This is a genomic window from Bacillus sp. V33-4 (assembly GCF_002860225.1).
GTDB classification, from domain to species: domain Bacteria; phylum Bacillota; class Bacilli; order Bacillales; family Cytobacillaceae; genus Bacillus_BJ; species Bacillus_BJ canaveralius.
Genome location: NZ_PGVC01000034.1, coordinates 55,160 through 71,457, shown reverse-complemented (window position 1 = coordinate 71,457; position 16,298 = coordinate 55,160). Strand labels below are relative to the sequence as shown.

The 16,298-nt window shown below is 43.8% G+C and carries 19 protein-coding genes and 1 pseudogene; 15 read left to right on the top strand and 5 right to left on the bottom strand.

Going from position 1 to position 16,298, the window contains the following annotated elements; translation table 11 throughout:
* From CVD23_RS13225 to CVD23_RS13215, 3 genes are all read left to right on the top strand, one after another.
* The gene (locus tag CVD23_RS13225) at window positions 1-978 is read left to right on the top strand and encodes a diacylglycerol/lipid kinase family protein (protein ID WP_101666271.1); all 978 of its coding nucleotides are present in this window, start codon (window positions 1-3) and stop codon (window positions 976-978) included.
* The gene (pulA, locus tag CVD23_RS13220) at window positions 975-3,125 is read left to right on the top strand and encodes a type I pullulanase (RefSeq protein WP_101666270.1); all 2,151 of its coding nucleotides are present in this window, start codon (window positions 975-977) and stop codon (window positions 3,123-3,125) included. The genes CVD23_RS13225 and pulA overlap by 4 nt, the downstream gene beginning before the upstream one ends.
* A gap of 285 nt (window positions 3,126-3,410) precedes the next feature.
* On the top strand, window positions 3,411-4,181 hold the full coding sequence (locus tag CVD23_RS13215; RefSeq protein WP_101579015.1) for a phosphotransferase family protein: 771 nt from the start codon (window positions 3,411-3,413) through the stop codon (window positions 4,179-4,181).
* Between the two features lies 1 nt (window position 4,182).
* Here CVD23_RS13215 and CVD23_RS13210 read toward each other — a convergent pair whose 3' ends face one another.
* A complete protein-coding gene (locus CVD23_RS13210; protein WP_101579014.1) occupies window positions 4,183-4,461 on the bottom strand; it encodes a YtzH-like family protein in 279 nt (92 codons plus the stop codon).
* A 198-nt stretch (window positions 4,462-4,659) separates the two neighbouring features.
* Here CVD23_RS13210 and trmB point away from each other — a divergent pair, with 198 nt between their 5' ends.
* Together trmB and CVD23_RS13200 are read left to right on the top strand one after the other, a co-directional pair.
* Window positions 4,660-5,304, top strand: a complete 645-nt coding sequence (gene trmB / locus CVD23_RS13205; RefSeq protein ID WP_101579013.1) for a tRNA (guanosine(46)-N7)-methyltransferase TrmB — start codon at window positions 4,660-4,662, stop codon at window positions 5,302-5,304.
* A gap of 113 nt (window positions 5,305-5,417) precedes the next feature.
* Complete coding sequence (locus CVD23_RS13200) at window positions 5,418-6,257, top strand: YtnP family quorum-quenching lactonase (protein ID WP_101579033.1); 840 nt, start codon at window positions 5,418-5,420, stop codon at window positions 6,255-6,257.
* A gap of 63 nt (window positions 6,258-6,320) precedes the next feature.
* Here CVD23_RS13200 and CVD23_RS13195 read toward each other — a convergent pair whose 3' ends face one another.
* Both CVD23_RS13195 and CVD23_RS13190 read right to left on the bottom strand, forming a co-directional pair.
* Window positions 6,321-7,586, bottom strand: coding sequence for an erythromycin esterase family protein (locus CVD23_RS13195; protein WP_101579012.1), 1,266 nt, complete (start codon window positions 7,584-7,586; stop codon window positions 6,321-6,323).
* A gap of 60 nt (window positions 7,587-7,646) precedes the next feature.
* A complete protein-coding gene (locus CVD23_RS13190; RefSeq protein WP_101579032.1) occupies window positions 7,647-8,021 on the bottom strand; it encodes a hypothetical protein in 375 nt (124 codons plus the stop codon).
* A gap of 170 nt (window positions 8,022-8,191) precedes the next feature.
* Here CVD23_RS13190 and CVD23_RS13185 point away from each other — a divergent pair, with 170 nt between their 5' ends.
* The 4 genes from CVD23_RS13185 to CVD23_RS13170 all read left to right on the top strand — a co-directional run bounded on the left by CVD23_RS13185 (window position 8,192) and on the right by CVD23_RS13170 (window position 10,475).
* Complete coding sequence (locus CVD23_RS13185) at window positions 8,192-9,070, top strand: GNAT family N-acetyltransferase (protein WP_101579011.1); 879 nt, start codon at window positions 8,192-8,194, stop codon at window positions 9,068-9,070.
* 99 nt (window positions 9,071-9,169) lie between these two features.
* Window positions 9,170-9,370 carry a cold-shock protein gene (locus CVD23_RS13180; protein WP_101579010.1) on the top strand — a complete coding sequence of 67 codons (201 nt, stop codon included), beginning with the start codon at window positions 9,170-9,172 and terminating at the stop codon, window positions 9,368-9,370.
* A 266-nt stretch (window positions 9,371-9,636) separates the two neighbouring features.
* Window positions 9,637-10,011: a nucleotide excision repair endonuclease gene (locus tag CVD23_RS13175; RefSeq protein ID WP_101579009.1), complete on the top strand. Its 375-nt coding sequence runs from the start codon at window positions 9,637-9,639 to the stop codon at window positions 10,009-10,011.
* Between the two features lie 263 nt (window positions 10,012-10,274).
* The gene (locus tag CVD23_RS13170) at window positions 10,275-10,475 is read left to right on the top strand and encodes a hypothetical protein (RefSeq protein ID WP_101579008.1); all 201 of its coding nucleotides are present in this window, start codon (window positions 10,275-10,277) and stop codon (window positions 10,473-10,475) included.
* A gap of 115 nt (window positions 10,476-10,590) precedes the next feature.
* Here the strand turns inward: CVD23_RS13170 and CVD23_RS13165 are convergent, their stop codons facing one another.
* Window positions 10,591-10,905 carry a PepSY domain-containing protein gene (locus tag CVD23_RS13165; protein ID WP_101579007.1) on the bottom strand — a complete coding sequence of 105 codons (315 nt, stop codon included), beginning with the start codon at window positions 10,903-10,905 and terminating at the stop codon, window positions 10,591-10,593.
* A 172-nt stretch (window positions 10,906-11,077) separates the two neighbouring features.
* Here CVD23_RS13165 and CVD23_RS13160 point away from each other — a divergent pair, with 172 nt between their 5' ends.
* Together CVD23_RS13160 and CVD23_RS13155 are read left to right on the top strand one after the other, a co-directional pair.
* Complete coding sequence (locus CVD23_RS13160) at window positions 11,078-12,151, top strand: M42 family metallopeptidase (protein ID WP_101579006.1); 1,074 nt, start codon at window positions 11,078-11,080, stop codon at window positions 12,149-12,151.
* Between the two features lie 132 nt (window positions 12,152-12,283).
* Entirely contained in the window at window positions 12,284-12,799 is a 516-nt protein-coding gene (locus tag CVD23_RS13155; RefSeq protein WP_101666269.1) for a DUF84 family protein, read from the top strand.
* Window positions 12,800-12,845: 46 nt separating this feature from the next.
* Here CVD23_RS13155 and CVD23_RS13150 read toward each other — a convergent pair.
* Window positions 12,846-13,010, bottom strand: a pseudogene (locus CVD23_RS13150) (YtoQ family protein); the annotation flags it as partial.
* Between the two features lie 158 nt (window positions 13,011-13,168).
* Here CVD23_RS13150 and CVD23_RS13145 point away from each other — a divergent pair.
* The 4 genes from CVD23_RS13145 to CVD23_RS13130 all read left to right on the top strand — a co-directional run bounded on the left by CVD23_RS13145 (window position 13,169) and on the right by CVD23_RS13130 (window position 16,246).
* Window positions 13,169-13,693 carry a hypothetical protein gene (locus CVD23_RS13145; protein ID WP_101579003.1) on the top strand — a complete coding sequence of 175 codons (525 nt, stop codon included), beginning with the start codon at window positions 13,169-13,171 and terminating at the stop codon, window positions 13,691-13,693.
* Window positions 13,694-13,831: 138 nt separating this feature from the next.
* Window positions 13,832-14,602, top strand: coding sequence for a YhcN/YlaJ family sporulation lipoprotein (locus CVD23_RS13140; RefSeq protein WP_101579002.1), 771 nt, complete (start codon window positions 13,832-13,834; stop codon window positions 14,600-14,602).
* 310 nt (window positions 14,603-14,912) lie between these two features.
* Window positions 14,913-15,935 carry a PTS transporter subunit IIC gene (locus CVD23_RS13135; RefSeq protein WP_101579001.1) on the top strand — a complete coding sequence of 341 codons (1,023 nt, stop codon included), beginning with the start codon at window positions 14,913-14,915 and terminating at the stop codon, window positions 15,933-15,935.
* Window positions 15,932-16,246: a thioredoxin family protein gene (locus CVD23_RS13130; protein ID WP_101579000.1), complete on the top strand. Its 315-nt coding sequence runs from the start codon at window positions 15,932-15,934 to the stop codon at window positions 16,244-16,246. Before CVD23_RS13135 ends, CVD23_RS13130 begins: the two co-directional genes overlap by 4 nt.
* Window positions 16,247-16,298 lie beyond the last annotated feature (52 nt).

Genomic DNA, 16,298 nt, shown 5'->3' with positions numbered 1-16,298 from the left:
ATGGGGAAAATTTATTTTATTGTGAATCCGCGTGCCGGAAATGGACGCTGCCAAATAGTATGGAACAAGATTGAAATGGAGCTGCAAGAGAAACACATAGCTTATTTGGCGTTTTTTACGGAATATCCCGGACATGCAAAGGAACTGGCACAATCGATAGCGAAAAACTCGGACGGGGCGGACATCGTGTTAGCCGCTGTCGGGGGAGATGGAACATTGCATGAGCTGATTAACGGAGCTGTCGCTTATCAAAATGTCAGGATTGGCTTTATTCCCGGCGGATCGGGAAATGATTTCAGCCGCGGATTTTCAATTCCAAAAAATCCTCTAAATGCTTTAACTATCTTGCTCAGGCAGCGAAAAAGCCCGCCGCGTTACATTGATATTGGAAAAATCGTGAATGAACAGCAACATGAAACATACTTTGTTAATAATATGGGGGCGGGTTTTGATGCCCTTGTTTCCGACGCGGCAAATTCATCCCCCCTTAAAGGAATATTGAATCGTCTCTCAATCGGCCGGCTAATTTATGTTTATATTCTCCTTAAAACACTTGTGTCTTTCCGGCGCAGTCCCCTCGAACTAACCGTTGACGGAAAAGAATATCGCTTTAATTCTGTATGGTTTGTGACCGTCTCGAACCAGCCTTTTTATGGTGGGGGCATGAAAATCGCTCCAGATGCGATGCCGGATGACGGGCTTTTAAACGTGACGGTTGTTCACAGCTTGCCAAGGTGGAAGCTGCTGCTTGTATTTGGAACAGTTTTCTATGGCGGACATCTGCGTTTTAAGGAGGTAGATAGCTTCAAGGGACGAACCGTCACGATCAACTCCGCATCGCCTTATATGGTTCATGCTGATGGGGAAATTATTGGGAAGACGCCCATTCAGGTCCAGGTTTGTCCTGCCGTTCTTCCGATCAGCGCGAGGAACCTGCACAGAGAGGAGCGGGATGTGAAGGAGATGAATCCAGGATGATTTCAATCAAGCGCGATTTTTTCGCCTATATAGACGATTTTACGAGTATTACGGTTCTGCTGCCCTTTGACTACCATGAAGGCGCTTCATCTTCTTTTATGCTCGAAACTGATGGGAATCGCGTTGAGCTTTTTATTGAAGAGAAGGTCTATTTGGATGATGCGGTAAAATATATTTGCCGCTCCGGCAATGAACTGGAGTTGGGCCGTGATTATTCGATTATCGATGAATATGGGGGACTGACGGACCTGCAAGTCGGGGCCGTTATCCGAACGGCTGCGTTTGATGAGAAATTTTTTTATGATGGTGATGATCTCGGGGTCCGATTCACACCTGAAAAATCCATCTTTAAGCTGTGGGCGCCAACTGCCTCTAACGTAAGGCTAAGCTTGAAAAAGTTTGACAATGAAGATGCTGATACGATTCCGATGAAGCGTTGCGAAAGGGGTACATGGTCAGCTGAAGTTATCGGCAATTTAGAGGGGTTTCGATATTCTTTTCTTGTTTGTATCAATCTTGAATGGAAAGATGCCGACGATCCATATGCGATTGCTGTCACGGCGAACGGGCACCATGGAGTCATCATTGATATTGAAAAAACAAGAACGGACAAAGTTGGACTTCCACCATTTGATCATCCCGTCGACGCGGTCATCTATGAGACACATATCCGCGACTTAACGATTCATCCAGCTAGCGGTGTGACTCAAAAAGGATCATATTTGGGTGCAGGGGAGACTAATACAACCGGCAATGACGGCGAGCCGACATGCCTTTCCTATATAAAAAGCCTTGGTGTTACACATATTGAATTTCTGCCCTTTAACGATTTTGAAGAAGTCGATGAACTGGAAAAAGGAGCGGAGTACAACTGGGGCTATAATCCAGTCCATTTTAATGCTCCGGACGGCAGCTATTCCCTCGATCCAGAAAACCCGTATGAGCGGATCCGCGAGCTCAAAAGAATGATTTCATCCGTCCATGAGCAGGGGCTGCGTGTCATTATGGACGTCGTCTATAACCATGTATATAAACGCGAACAGTCATCTTTTGAAAAAATTGTTCCGGGTTATTTTTTTCGACATGGTGAAGATGGCATGCCTTCAAATGGGACGGGAGTAGGCAATGATATTGCGACCGAAAGAGCGATGGTCAGAAAATTTATCATTGATTCGATCCGCTTTTGGCTGAAGGAATATCATATTGATGGTTTTCGCTTCGATTTAATGGGGATTTTTGATGTTGAGACTATGAACCAAATCAGAAAAGCAGTCGTCGAGATATATCCGGGAGCCCTGCTGCTCGGAGAAGGCTGGGACTTAAACACTCCGCTTGACCCGGACAAAAAAGCGAATCTTCATAATCAGCATCAGATGCCCGGCATCGCACAGTTTAACGACTGGTTTCGCGATTCGATAAAGGGAAGTACGTTTAATATTTATGACCGCGGCTATGCGCTTGGCAATGAGCATTATTACGAAGCAGCAAAGCAAGTGCTTGCCGGCAGCGTTGGCCTTGAGAAAAAAGAACGGGGAATTTTTCTCGAACCTTGCCAATCTGTGAATTATGTGGAATCCCATGATAATCATACGCTTTGGGATAAGCTGATGAAATGTGAAGGGGAGACACCCGAACATATCCGGAGAAAATATCATCGGCTCGCGACCGCGATGGTGATTCTCGCTCAGGGGATTCCTTTTTTGCACAGCGGCCAGGAATTTTTCAGGACTAAAAAAGAAATTGGTAATAGTTACCGATCTCCGGACTTGATCAATCAGCTTGATTGGGAGCGGAAAATCACGCATAAAGACAATGTGGAATATATCAGAAACATGATTGGAATCAGAAAATCGCACCGGGCTTTTCGCTTGCCAAGCGCCGAGATGATTCGCCGCCATGTCGAGTTTATTCCGATGCCGAAACCGATACTTGGCTATCTGTTAAAGGACGTCGGCGATTTTGGTTGCTGGAATACGATTCTCGTTATTTTCAACCCTACTTTAGCGGATGTTGTCGTTGAGCTTGGGAACCGTGGAGGGTGGCAAGGCCTTGCCAATCATGAAAAAGCTGCAACACGCCCTTTCTTTTCTGTTGAAGGGAGTTCGCTTAACATGCAATCAGCAAGCATTTATATTCTTGTGCGCTGATATTTTTCAAGTAGGTGGAGATGGACTTGACGATATACCTCTCTGGATATAAAATTTAAAAGATAGCTATTGTGAAGGTATGCTTCAGTAGCTGTCTTTTTTATTTCACAGATGAATAGTTAAATTAAAATGGACATTAATGGCATGTAGATGAGCCTTTGAAGCAACAGGGAGATACTTTCCGGGAGCATCCTATATAAGGTACTGCAGGAAGTTGGACAGAATCAGGTTCAGGCGGTTTGCCAATAATCGCCGCAAGAACAGCATAAATTGAAGGTGAACCATTTGGAACATTTATTTGGACAAGGCTGGGAAATCATCCCGGCAGGCGGGGCTACAGGAGAGGCATTTATTGCACAGAATGAAGAAGAGAGACTTTTCTTAAAGCGTAATTCTTCACCTTTTCTTGCCGTTTTATCAGCGGAAGGGATCGTCCCAAAGCTTGTTTGGACAAAACGGCTTGAGAATGGAGACGTGATTACCGCACAGCAGTGGTTAAACGGCAGAGAGCTCAAGCCTGCTGAAATGATTGAAGAACGGATTGCCAGGCTACTCAGGAAAATCCATCAATCAAAGCCGCTGCTCGGAATGCTTGAAAGGCTCGGAAAGACACCGCTCTATGCCGATACCTTACTCGATATGATTGAAGGTGAGCTGGACCCGGAGGTGTTAATGCTCCCGTCTGTGAAGCGATCCATCTCTTTTCTAAAGGAAGAGGTCGGAAACGTTTCCTGCCCGGACATGGTCGTTTGCCATTGTGATGTCAACCATAACAACTGGTTGCTGACGGAAGACAACCAACTGTATTTGATCGACTGGGACGAAGCGATGATAGCCGATCCTGCGATTGATTTAGGCCAGCTGCTTAACTGGTATGTGCCCCGCGAGAACTGGGAAGACTGGCTCAATCGTTACGGTATCGAACTGACAAAAGAACTTGGTCTTCGGATGAAATGGTATGTGTATGCGCAAACGCTGACATCCATTCAATGGTATAAAACGAAAGGGCGATTCTCTGAAATGGAAAGATGGATCGACTATTTAGACGAAATATAAGTCAGGAAAGCTGATTAATCTCATTAACCCATGCGGACAATTGACCTTGATTGGATTCAATGTGTGCATTTAAATTGCGGGCCTGAATGCCATGCTGGCTGTAATCATAAATTTCCTGAAGAATATTTTTAACATCCTGGTTGATTTCAGTATTGACCATAAGCGACTTAACGAGGCGCTCCAACTGTTCACATTCAGCAATAGAACCGCTGCAATCTGTGCGGTGATTACTCAATATATCTTTTAATAGATCAACTTGATGCTGCTGATTGAGCGGCATTTGTATACACCCTTTCGAAATCTTCGAGTATGGACTTTAGTTGCGGCATGTTCAAGGAATTCACAATTAGCTTGTGGATTCCTTTTTCTGTTTATGCATGGTGCCACAAATTCAAAACCCACTTCATTTCGCGGGGTTGCATGCCACATAAATGAATGATATGGTTTGAACGATATTATTTTTTAGGGGTGTCTGAACTTGAGACTTAGAAATAAACCTTGGGCAAAGGATAAAATAGAGCAGTATCCACAGTACGTTGTCGCTGACCCGGAAGCGGTAAAAGGAAACTGGGGTAACGCCTTTGCAGAGAACCAGCCTCTTCATATTGAGATCGGGACTGGCAAAGGTCGATTTATTACCGAAATGGCAAGAGTAAATCCCGATATCAATTACGTAGGGATCGAATTTCAGCAAAGCGTGATCGTCTCTGCCCTTGACCGGTTGATTGAAGCTGAGCTGCCGAACGTGAAGCTGTTAAATGTTAATGCGGCCGATTTAAAATCGTTTTTCGCAAATGGCGAGGTTGAGCGGATTTATCTCAATTTTTCCGACCCGTGGCCAAAAATACGGCATCACAAGCGGCGATTAACCTATAAAACGTTTCTCAGCCTTTATGAAGGCATTATGCCCAAAAATGGTGAAATCCATTTAAAAACCGATAATCAAGGCTTGTTTGAATATTCATTAACGAGTTTTTCAGAATACGGCATGCTTTTGAAATTTGTCAGCCTTGATCTGCACAATAGTGATTTCGAAGGAAATATTATGACGGAGTATGAAGAAAAATTCTCTAAAAAAGGCAACCGTATTTATCGCTGTGAAGTCCAATACCGAAAGAAATAGCAGGAGCCCGGTGCATGTTGGCCGGGTTCTTGTTCTGGCGAGCACTTTCAAATATTTTTCATCATTTATTTGCAATGGTACACTAAAGAAAACACGAGGCAAGGGTGATGGATATGGAAAGTTTACAGCTTAACGGCTTGCAGCTGACATGGATGAATGGCGGGGTTACCCATCTTGATGGAGGAGCGATGTTTGGCGTCGTGCCAAAACCACTCTGGTCCAAATATTATCCGTGTAACGAAAACAATCAAATCGAATTGCGCACCGACCCGATTTTGGTCGAAGCAGATGGGAAGAACATTTTAATTGAGTCAGGGCTTGGCGCGGGGAAGCTGTCCGAAAAGCAGAAAAGGAATTATGGAGTAACCGAGGAATCAAAGCTGGAACGGTCGTTAATCGACAAAGGTTTAACACCGGAGGATATTGACATTGTCCTGATGACGCACATGCATTTTGACCATGCGTGCGGGCTAACGAAGCCGGAGAACGACGGGCATGTTTCCGTGTTTCCAAATGCAAAAATCATCACTTCCGAGACGGAATGGAACGAAATGCGACAGCCGAATATCCGCTCCCGGAATACATACTGGCAGGAGAATTGGCTGGCGGTTCAGGACCAGGTCGAAACGTTTGAAAAAGAATGGTCAACACCTTCCATCAAAATGGTCCATACAGGTGGACACAGTGAGGGGCACAGTATTGTCATTATTAATTCAGGTCCTGAATTTATCGTCCATATGGCTGATCTCATGCCTACCCATGCCCACCAAAATCCATTATGGGTTCTCGCCTATGATGATTATCCAATGGACTCAATCCGTGGGAAACAGGAGTGGATCGAATTTGGAAAATCGAAAAATGCCTGGTTTTCTTTTTATCATGATCCCTTTTACCGTGCTGTTAAATGGAATGAAAACGGCAAAATTACCGAGGCGCTAAAACGGGCAAGGTGAGAGATTTTACAGCGTGTGCACTCAAAGAAAAAGCACTGCCGGAATCTGACCCGGCAGTGCTTGTTAAACTCGGACTTGTTGCAGGATTAACGGCCTTAGGGCATTTGATCTGTCAACATGTATAAACGCATCGTAACGCTCGGCCATGACGGAAGGCACATAATTGCCGTACCTTTCGTAGGCCGGATTATAAACAACACCGATTGCGCGGTGTCCGATTATCTCACTGAACAGCGGCCGGTTTTCGTCATTAAAAAATAGCATTTTATTATATGGGCCGGTTCTGTGCATCATATCCTCCCAGCTTCCCGGCATCGCAGGGGGAACGTCTTTAACTTCCATGTTCACGCCCCACTCGTCCGCCGCTATCACGGTTCCGCTATGTGTTCCGAAACCGACAATATAGACATCGTCCGGGTTGTTTCGTTCCCTGATAACTTGCCCGACATTGATCGTCCCGTTGTCGATCATGTTCGTCGCCCTTGCATCGCCGACATGGGTGTTGTGTTCCCAAATAATTACTTTTGAATCGGAACCGAAAAAGTCGAGAATCTCTTTGAGGGCCTCTACCATATGCAAATCGCGGATATTCCACGATTGTTCATCGTTTAAAACCATCGAGCTGTAATATCTTTCAGCATTAGCCATAACAAGCGCATTCACTCTCAGGCTTAAGCCGCTTTCTTCCCCGTCCTCATATTGTTCTTTGTTTCTGCGGATTTGCGTCAGCAGCTTGGTTACTTCTTCTACACAGCCTTCTGAATAAATCGCCGATGCGACCGCATATTTCTCATTGTTTCGATTAAAAGGTTCGAAACAGGTAAATGCTTTTTTCGCCAATTCTAAATCCGGTGATTGAATTTCTTCAAGATAATCAACAACCTCCTCCATTGACTCCCATAAACTGTACACATCCAGCCCGTAAAAACCAGTTTTTTGTCGGTCGGGAAGTGAAGAGTTATGATCCTTCAGCCATTCTGCAAAATCGGCAATTTCCTCGTTGGCCCACATCCAGGTTGGCCAGCGGTTAAACGATTGTAAAGCGTGTTTAGCGGATTCGTACCTTTGATCATACCCTTTAATATAGCGGGTTACTTCCATGCACGAAGGCCAGTCTCCTTCGACGGCAATGATTGTAAAGCCTTTCTCCTGAATAAGCTTTTTGGAAATTTCGGCTCTGATTTGATAAAACTCTGATGTTCCATGGGAAGCTTCGCCGAGAAGCACGATTTTAGCGTTTCCTATTTTTTCGACGAGCAAGTCCAGGTCATTTTCGTGTGTTAAGGGAATAGCATGTTCTTCAATATTGTCTGTTAGCGTTTTTTGCATGGAAAATAGCCTCCTGAATGATTTTAATCGTGATTTGGAGATCTGCTTCATTGTGCATTTTTATTGTTTATACTCGGCCTGATAAGAATTAGGGCCGGCATGGACCGACAATAGAGTATCAGCATAACCGACAAGACGGTTCACTAATTCGTCTGCAAGGGCGTAGACGAGATGATAGGCTTCCTGCTCATACAGCTTTGGGTCATCAAAAATAACGGTTGTATGGATGAAAATATCCTTATTTCCATAAAGGTTGTAGTGAATGATAGCTTTTCCGGCCGCTCCGCCAGTCTGGGGATCCTCGTAATTCTTCAAAAAGATATACCATTCTTCAGCTGTGGCGGATCGGAAATTTTTCGTAAAGGCCATTCGATCAATTTCTTCCTGGATTCGTTTTCTCTCTTCTTGTTCCATTCCGTCAACAATGTTCTCCATGCTTGTCCCCTGCCTCGTTGATGATGGATTAGCCATGCTCTGTCTCCCTTTATGTATAATTCCTTTTCAGGTGAAAAGTATGTCTATTCTGCCTGTTTTTCAACTTAATTAGCTGGGAAAAGAGGAATTTACGAAGCTGTCCAGAACTTTAGAGTAAGGAGAGAAATAATATGAAACCATTTCAATTTATTAAGGATTATAAAAATGAGCAGCAGCTCAGAGAAAGCTTTTTTCAGCTTGCTGACAATGTTTTTGCCATCAATTTTCAAGGCTGGTTTGAGAAAGGATTTTGGACTGATCGATATATTCCCTATTCCTATCTGGCAGGAAATCAGGTGGCCGCCAATGTGTCAGTAAATATGCTTGATTTGATTATCGATGGTGAAAAAAGAAGTGCGGTACAGATCGGAACTGTGATGACGCATCCAGACTATCGAAATCAAGGTCTTTCCGCGAGTTTGATGAATATAGTTTTGGAAGAATATCAGGACGAGGTTGATTTTATTTACCTGTTTGCCAATCAGACCGTGCTGGATTTTTATCCGCAGTTTGGGTTCGAAGCAATGAACGAACTGCAATATTCTATGAAATTCACGTCAACAAGTAGTTCTGATTGCGCAAATATTCGTAAATTAGATGGAACGAACACTGGAGATCTGGATTTTATCTATCAATTTGCTTGTGAAAGAGTGCCTGTGTCACAACGTTTTGGCACTGACAACTCCCGAGAAATTTTAATGTTTCATTGTATGAACGTGTTTCCTCATGATATTTATTATTTCGACCGGGAAGAAGTCATGATCATCTTTAAAAAACAACAAAGCCGAATTGATATTTTTGATGTTATCAGCAAAAGGCAAGTGAATATTGAAGGTATTTTATCGGCCATTAGTGGGAACAGTACCGATACAATTGTTTTTCATTACACGCCAGATGACCAAAGACACGAGTTAGAAAAAAAGAGGATTAATGATGGATTATTTGTGAGAACGAATGGCGGTCAGCCATTTCCACTACATATCAAGCATCCAGTTACTTCTCAGGCATAAATAATTTCAACATATGTTTATAAAAGGTTTTTTCTGGCTATAATAATTACGCAAAATCAAATTGGAATTTTGTTGATTTTTACATGTAGGAGGAAAAAAATGGAACGCGGAAAAGTAAAATGGTTTAACAGTGAAAAAGGTTTTGGATTCATCGAACGTGAAGATGGAGAGGATGTATTTGTTCACTTCTCCGCTATTCAGGGCGAAGGCTACAAAACGTTGGACGAAGGCCAGGAAGTGACTTTTGAAGTGGAAGATGGCCAGCGTGGACCGCAAGCGACAAACGTAAATAAGGCCTAACCAGGGATACATCTAAACAGACTCGAAATCCTGAGTCTGTTTTTATTTTAATTTTGTAATAAAAAATAACCCTGCTCCGTAACAGGAGCAGGGGGCAGATAAAGTAAAAGGTTTATGTTAGTATAAAGCTGTGCCAGGCAATACATACCTAGACGTATTAAAATCTGATGATGCATTTTTTGCCATTGTTATGCGATAATGAAAAAGTTCTGATTCGGATAAAAAAATGGTAAGAACACCACCATAGAAAATAGGAAGTGAATGTAATGATTAGAATAGAAGCACCGACTCCTGATTTAGTTATCACTAAAAGCAATCAATTGGGTGAGCAAGGGGAGCCGGAAATCAGCAGCGTGTATGGCTTCACTGATTATATGCGGATTCCACGCGATAAAAGCGGAATTTTCATGTTCTCTAACATCAATGACGAATTACTATACGTTGGAAAGGCAAGGAAGCTCCGACAAAGAATAAAGAAACATTTTGAAGATAATGTCTCACCCATCAAACAGCATCGGGACGAAGTATACGAAATTGCCGTTTGCTACGTGGACAGCGCCATGGAGCGCGAAATATATGAAACGTATATTATTAACACTCAGCAGGCGAAATACAATATCGATAAGGTATATTTTAAGTAATTTATCGGATAATCAATAAAACACAGGCAGCTAGCCCTGAACCATGTGCGATACTTCTGACGGAGTATCGTTTGTCTTTTTTTTAGCAACAAAAATACTGGTTCCCGTGCATAGCTGCCACGATTTAAGCCCATGTCATTTGCAGGTGATTAAATGCCTAACACCTATTTCTGAATTATACATAAATTAAACGTGTGAACAGCAGTTGCAGGGTAAAATGCTTGTTTAACAAATAACGGTTCATTTATGAGGGAGGACTCATTATGCCACATCAGGATGCTTACAGCAGGTATTTGTATCATTTGGGATTATGTGAAGAATTTAAGAGGATGAAAGAGGCTTGTGCCCAGGACCCAAGGGCGTATTTCACTTACGGAGAAAGAGAAAGCGAGCATAAGGCACGAGCGTATCATTACAGAGCACAATTAGATCAGTACCCTGGACAACAATACGGAGCATATTAAAATTGGACTGAAAAAAAGAGTGCAACTCCCGAATGTTTGGTTCAGGAGTTGCTTTTAACATCTGTAAACGGTTCTGCGCTGCCATAATCCAGAATTTCTTTCCTAATCAAATTCTTTAAGTAATCGGGTAAATATCAAGGATTGTTCCGGTTTTTGCATCGGCTACAAACTCATATTGCTCAGCTTCCTCATTGACGGTCCTCGAAATGCCGCCTCGATAGACGTTGTAGTGCAGCTGGTTTTTTTCGTAAGGTTCTGTTTTCATATGGATCCATGAGCCGCTGATTGGGGCTTCTTTTTTGAATTCTGATTTTACATGGGCAAGGACTTTTTCGGAAGAAACGCAGCTGTTTTCAGCCAGCAGTTCTTTTGCGGCGAAGCCGGTCACGATTCCTACCCCGACGCCAAGGAAAAACGATTTCCAGTTCATGATTGCACCTCCAGTGATTTCAATTGCTCTTTTCATCATATCAAATATTTTTCTGGGAAAAAATCATAAACATACAATTTATTTTGCCGAATGACAATGGTGGTAAGCCGTTCGAAAGTTCTGTAAAATAAAAAATATACATACTAAAAATGGTGATAGAAGGAGTAAGTTAATGAACGAGCAAACATTACAGCTTTTTAAAACGTTAACGGAGCTGCCCGGAACGGCGGGGAATGAGCATCAAGTCCGCAAGTTTATGCGTGAGCAATTGAGTCAATATGCCGATGAGGTGGTGCAGGACAAGCTTGGCGGAATTTTCGGCTTGAAAAAAGGGCCGGAAAACGGGCCAACGATTATGGTGGCAGGCCATATGGATGAAGTAGGCTTTATGGTGACATCCATCACCGATAACGGCATGATCCGCTTCCAAACGATAGGCGGATGGTGGAGCCAGGTGTTATTGGCCCAGCTCGTGCAAATCATTACCGACAGAGGCCCGGTTATCGGCGTTATCGGATCGATTCCCCCGCATTTGCTGGACGAAGCGAAACGGAATAAGCCAATGGAAATCAATAATATGCTGATTGACATTGGTGCAGATGACCGTGACGACGCTATCAACATCGGAATTAAGCCGGGCCAGCAAATCGTCCCGATCTGTCTGTTTACGCCGATGGCGAATAATAAAAAGATTTTGGCAAAAGCATGGGATAACCGCTATGGCTGCGGATTGGCGGTCGAGCTATTAAAGGAGGTTAAGGATGAAAAATTGCCAAATACGCTTTATTCCGGGGCAACGGTTCAGGAAGAGGTTGGTCTAAGGGGGGCGCAGACGGCCGCCAATATGATTAAACCCGATCTGTTTTTTGCCCTTGATGCAAGCCCGGCCAACGACATGTCAGGCGACAAAAACGAGTTCGGCCAGCTCGGCAAAGGTGCGTTATTGCGGATTTTCGACCGGTCGATGGTCACACATCGCGGTATGAGAGAGCTGGTTCTTGATACAGCTGAAACGAACGATATTCCATACCAGTACTTTGTATCACCAGGCGGAACCGATGCCGGCCGTGTCCACATCTCCAATGAAGGTGTGCCAAGCGCAGTGATTGGCATCTGTTCCCGCTATATTCATACCCATGCCTCAATCATCCATGTCGATGATTATGCGGCGGCGAAGCAATTGCTGGTAAAGCTTATGAAAGCTTGCGACCGCTCGACAGTTGCGACAATCAAACAAAATAGCTGATCATTAGGTTATAGCGGTTCTCGCGCATTTCCTTCATCAGTTAAGTTGCAACTATGAAACAAAATAGCTGATCTTGGGGGAGGAGCTTGGTCAGTCCTCCTTTTACCATACTCAAAAAGGGTGAACAGTATCATGAAGGTGATCATTGGATCAAAAAATCCGGCCAAGGTCTCGGCCGTTCAACAGGCGTTTGCAAATTTTCAGGCAAAAGTCATTAGCACAGATGTGCCTTCCGGGGTGAGGGAACAGCCTTTCAGTGATGATGAAACGATTGAGGGGGCTGTTAACAGAGCAATTCTTGCACTCGAAACAGGCGAATGTGATATTGGAATCGGGCTCGAAGGAGGCGTGCAAGAATCAAGCAGCGGCTTGTTATTATGCAATTGGGGAGCATTTGTCCAGCAAGAAAAGCCGCCAATCATCGCGGGAGGGGCAAGATTCGTGCTTCCGGAGGAAATTTCGCAAAGGCTGCGGGCCGGGGAAGAGTTGGGTCCGGTGATGGATGATTATGCAAAAAAGACAAATGTCCGTAAAAATGCAGGTGCGGTAGGCATTTTCACATCCGGTTTGGTCGACAGAGCCGCGATGTTCTCACACATCATGCATCTGTTAATCGGGCAGTACATATACAGGCAAAACGATGAATAACGACAGGACAGTGCCAGCTTCCTTAGGAGGCTGGCACTGAAAATTTATTTGGCATTTCACCGAGAATTTCCTCGCCGATCAAATCGGAGCGGCTATGATCCTCCATTGGTCCTACAAATTTAACAGGGAGCTGCAGCCTTTCAGCGCCTTCCTTTAAGTCTTTTCTCCAGCTGCTGTGAATCTCACCGGCCAAGTATACAATTAACTCCATCCTGCTAACCTCCTTTAGTGATCTTCCTTCAGTTTACCATTTTAACCAAAATGTAACCAAGCTGGTTATGAAAATTACAAAGATGTCTTGTCAGCCTATTAAAAAGAACGGTATGATAGGAAAGGAGAATTTGTGACTATTGCAGGGAGGAAAATAGTATGAGAAAGCACTATAAAGCAGCCTTGCTTTTAGTGATTGCTGTTTTTTTACTCGGAGCATGTTCCGCATCTGTAAAGGAAGAGCAAAAAGCTGCAGAAGCTGCTGTTGAAAAAGCTTTACGCAGCGATGCAAAAAAAACAAATAAAAAAAATGAAGATATCCAATACCATTTGCCGTTTGGTATGGAAATAGAAGATGCAGCAGCAAATAATATCGTTTTAAAAAATGGGGCAAAAAAGTATCTCCTCTTCTATAACCAGCATGAAGGCAGTGATAGTCAAGTAGTTTACGAGGCAACTGCCAGGCAGCAGAAGTATGATGTCAAGAAAACTTTTGCTGACGATGATCGCTTTGGGTTTTTACTGATTAAAAACCTTGAAAAGAACAAGAATGAAGTGACGATTGGAAATGGCGGGATCAAAATCACTTCTGAAGTGAAAACAAGAAACCTGAAATCAGAAGCTGAAATCATGGCACAAATCATCCGCTCAGTGCAATTTAACGAAAAGGAAGGGAGCAAATAGCCCTTCCTTTTTACATTCCGTCAATTAAGAGGACGCGATTTATAAATTGTCCAAAAGTCAATATGTGTTATAAATCCGAATAGTTTTGCTGATACTAGCCATGCTATGAATGCAAAATCATATTAAGGAGTGAGCACAATGAGAAAAGGATGGATCCTGTTCGTGTCAGCGCTATTTCTCTTCGGTTTGACAGGCTGCGGCATCGGTGATAATGCTGGTGATAACGCAAATAATGACGCCGAGCCGATCAGAGTCGGGAACAATAATGACAACAACGGCAACAATAATAACAACGATAATAACGAAAGGGTGCGAGTGTCAGACCGCGCCTCCCGGAATATTGAACGCATGAAAGAAGTAGATCAGGCACAGGTATTTCTTGTGAATAATAATGCGTATGTCGCTGTACGGCTTGCTGATGATGCTAATAATGGTGGTGGTGCCGGCGGTAACAATGGTGAAGCTGGCAATAACAATGGTGGTGAAAACGGAAATAACGCTGCAAATGGCACTGAGGATGGCGTTATTCAGGACACAAGAGGCGGAACTGCTAATAATTTAGCAGAAAACGGTGCAATTGATGGCAATGGTGATGCCGGCAATAATGGGAATGACCAAGGCAACAACCAAGGAATTGGCCAAGGCGATGGCCAGGGTACCGGCAATGAAGCCAGCAATAATGTGAATATTCAGCAGGACAACTATGGTCCGGTGGATTCACCATTAGATCAAAAAATAGCCGATCAGGTACGGGCAGCCGACAGGAATGTTCACCGAGTGTATCTCTCAACGAATCCCGATTTTTATGACACATTGACAGGCTATGCGGATGATATTGAGGGTGGCGGGAATGATGCAGGCCTTTTTGAAGATTTTAATAATACAGTGCGCGGACTTTTTGACGACTAATCACTCTGAAAACTGCTGACGAAAGATGATCCCTCCTGTGTCGCGATATCTGCTGACGCTGGGGGGCTTCATTGATTTTTTTCACTTTTTTGCTAACTGCTGTGTCCTTTTGATTGAATGTTATGCCAAAGGTGAAGCCGTCAATCGTCGAATATGCTTTGTAACTATGTTTTCCTCATGCACCTAATAGTCAGAATAGTTAAATTAATATCTTTGCTGAAAAATATGTTTCCTTTTCCTGCATCCAAGCCTTAGAATAAAAAACAACAGGTGTCTTTACATATGTAAAATTGTGTTTGGGGGGATCAAGATGAAAGATTTTCTAAAGAGAAAGGGAGTAAGTCTTTCACCAAAGGTATATTTTATTGACGCATTGAGCAGCATGACTTTAGGTCTATTTGCATCTTTAATTATTGGACTTATTATTAAAACGATTGGTGAACAAGCCGGGATCGCTTATCTCGTCCAAATAGGAACAACTGCAATGGAACTGATGGGACCGGCAATCGGGGCAGCAGTTGCTTATGGTCTCAAGGCGCCGCCGCTTGTTTTGTTTTCCGCAATAGTTAGCGGAGCAGCGGGAGCAGCATTGGGCGGGCCTGCAGGCAGTATCATCGCTGCGATCATCTCTACAGAAATTGGCAAACTTGTTAGTAAGGAAACAAAAATCGATATTATCGTTACCCCTTTTGTAACTGTTTTTACAGGTTATTCTGTCGCAGCTTTCATTGGGCCAGGAATTGCCTTTATCATGATCCGACTTGGCGATTTAATTATGTGGGGGACAGAACAGAAGCCGATTGTGATGGGAATTGTTGTCGCTGTACTGGTCGGATTGGCATTATCCGGTCCGATTTCAAGCGCAGCGCTCGCTTTAATGCTTGATCTTCATGGGATTGCCGCCGGGGCAGCCACGATTGGCTGTGCTGCACAGATGATCGGTTTTGCCGTCAGCGGCTTCCGGGAAAATAAAATTGGCGGGTTGTTGGCGATTGGAATCGGAACCTCAAAGCTGCAAATTCCGAATATAGTCAGGAACCCATTAATTTTAATCCCGCCGACGATTGCAGGCGCCCTGCTTGCTCCGCTTGGAACGACCGTTTTTTTGATGGAAAACAACGCAGCTGGTGCCGGAATGGGTACGAGTGGCCTCGTTGGCCAAATCATGACGTTCACGACAATGGGATTCAGCGGTGAAGTTTGGCTCAAGGTTGCCTTGTTGCATATCATTGGACCTGCATTGGTCAGCTTGGTATTATCTGAATATATGAGGAAAAAAAACTGGATCAAACCAGGTGATATGCTAATCCAAATTGGAGGAGAAAGAAAATGAAAAAACTAGAATCAATTGAGCAATTCCAGGCGCTTCGCGATAGCGGAAAGCATATTTTTATGTTTTCAGCTGATTGGTGCCCGGATTGCCGTGTTATTGAGCCGATCTTGCCGGAGGTCGAGGCAAAATTCAGCGATTTCACATTTGTTCATGTGGATCGGGATGAATTCATAGATCTTTGCGGGGAACTAGAAATATTTGGGATACCAAGTTTCGTCGCATTTGACAATGGGCGCGAGATGGGCCGCTTCGTCAGCAAGGACAGAAAAACACAGGAAGAAATTGAAACATTCATTGCCGGTTTATCATAATCAAATGCACGGCCCCTCCGTCTTCAAGCAGGCGGAGGGGTTTTCCTAATCG

Excerpts from the sequence above, each read along its gene's own strand:
- CVD23_RS13225 (WP_101666271.1), top strand. The coding sequence starts at position 1 with ATGGGGAAAATTTATTTTATTGTGAATCCGCGTGCCGGAAATGGACGC.
- pulA (WP_101666270.1), top strand. The coding sequence starts at position 975 with ATGATTTCAATCAAGCGCGATTTTTTCGCCTATATAGACGATTTTACG.
- CVD23_RS13210 (WP_101579014.1), bottom strand. The coding sequence starts at position 4,461 with ATGCCGCTCAATCAGCAGCATCAAGTTGATCTATTAAAAGATATATTG.
- CVD23_RS13200 (WP_101579033.1), top strand. The coding sequence starts at position 5,418 with ATGGAAAGTTTACAGCTTAACGGCTTGCAGCTGACATGGATGAATGGC.
- CVD23_RS13195 (WP_101579012.1), bottom strand. The coding sequence starts at position 7,586 with ATGCAAAAAACGCTAACAGACAATATTGAAGAACATGCTATTCCCTTA.
- CVD23_RS13190 (WP_101579032.1), bottom strand. The coding sequence starts at position 8,021 with ATGGAGAACATTGTTGACGGAATGGAACAAGAAGAGAGAAAACGAATC.
- CVD23_RS13185 (WP_101579011.1), top strand. The coding sequence starts at position 8,192 with ATGAAACCATTTCAATTTATTAAGGATTATAAAAATGAGCAGCAGCTC.
- CVD23_RS13180 (WP_101579010.1), top strand. The coding sequence starts at position 9,170 with ATGGAACGCGGAAAAGTAAAATGGTTTAACAGTGAAAAAGGTTTTGGA.
- CVD23_RS13175 (WP_101579009.1), top strand. The coding sequence starts at position 9,637 with ATGATTAGAATAGAAGCACCGACTCCTGATTTAGTTATCACTAAAAGC.
- CVD23_RS13170 (WP_101579008.1), top strand. The coding sequence starts at position 10,275 with ATGCCACATCAGGATGCTTACAGCAGGTATTTGTATCATTTGGGATTA.
- CVD23_RS13165 (WP_101579007.1), bottom strand. The coding sequence starts at position 10,905 with ATGAACTGGAAATCGTTTTTCCTTGGCGTCGGGGTAGGAATCGTGACC.
- CVD23_RS13160 (WP_101579006.1), top strand. The coding sequence starts at position 11,078 with ATGAACGAGCAAACATTACAGCTTTTTAAAACGTTAACGGAGCTGCCC.
- CVD23_RS13155 (WP_101666269.1), top strand. The coding sequence starts at position 12,284 with ATGAAGGTGATCATTGGATCAAAAAATCCGGCCAAGGTCTCGGCCGTT.
- CVD23_RS13145 (WP_101579003.1), top strand. The coding sequence starts at position 13,169 with ATGAGAAAGCACTATAAAGCAGCCTTGCTTTTAGTGATTGCTGTTTTT.
- CVD23_RS13140 (WP_101579002.1), top strand. The coding sequence starts at position 13,832 with ATGAGAAAAGGATGGATCCTGTTCGTGTCAGCGCTATTTCTCTTCGGT.
- CVD23_RS13135 (WP_101579001.1), top strand. The coding sequence starts at position 14,913 with ATGAAAGATTTTCTAAAGAGAAAGGGAGTAAGTCTTTCACCAAAGGTA.
- CVD23_RS13130 (WP_101579000.1), top strand. The coding sequence starts at position 15,932 with ATGAAAAAACTAGAATCAATTGAGCAATTCCAGGCGCTTCGCGATAGC.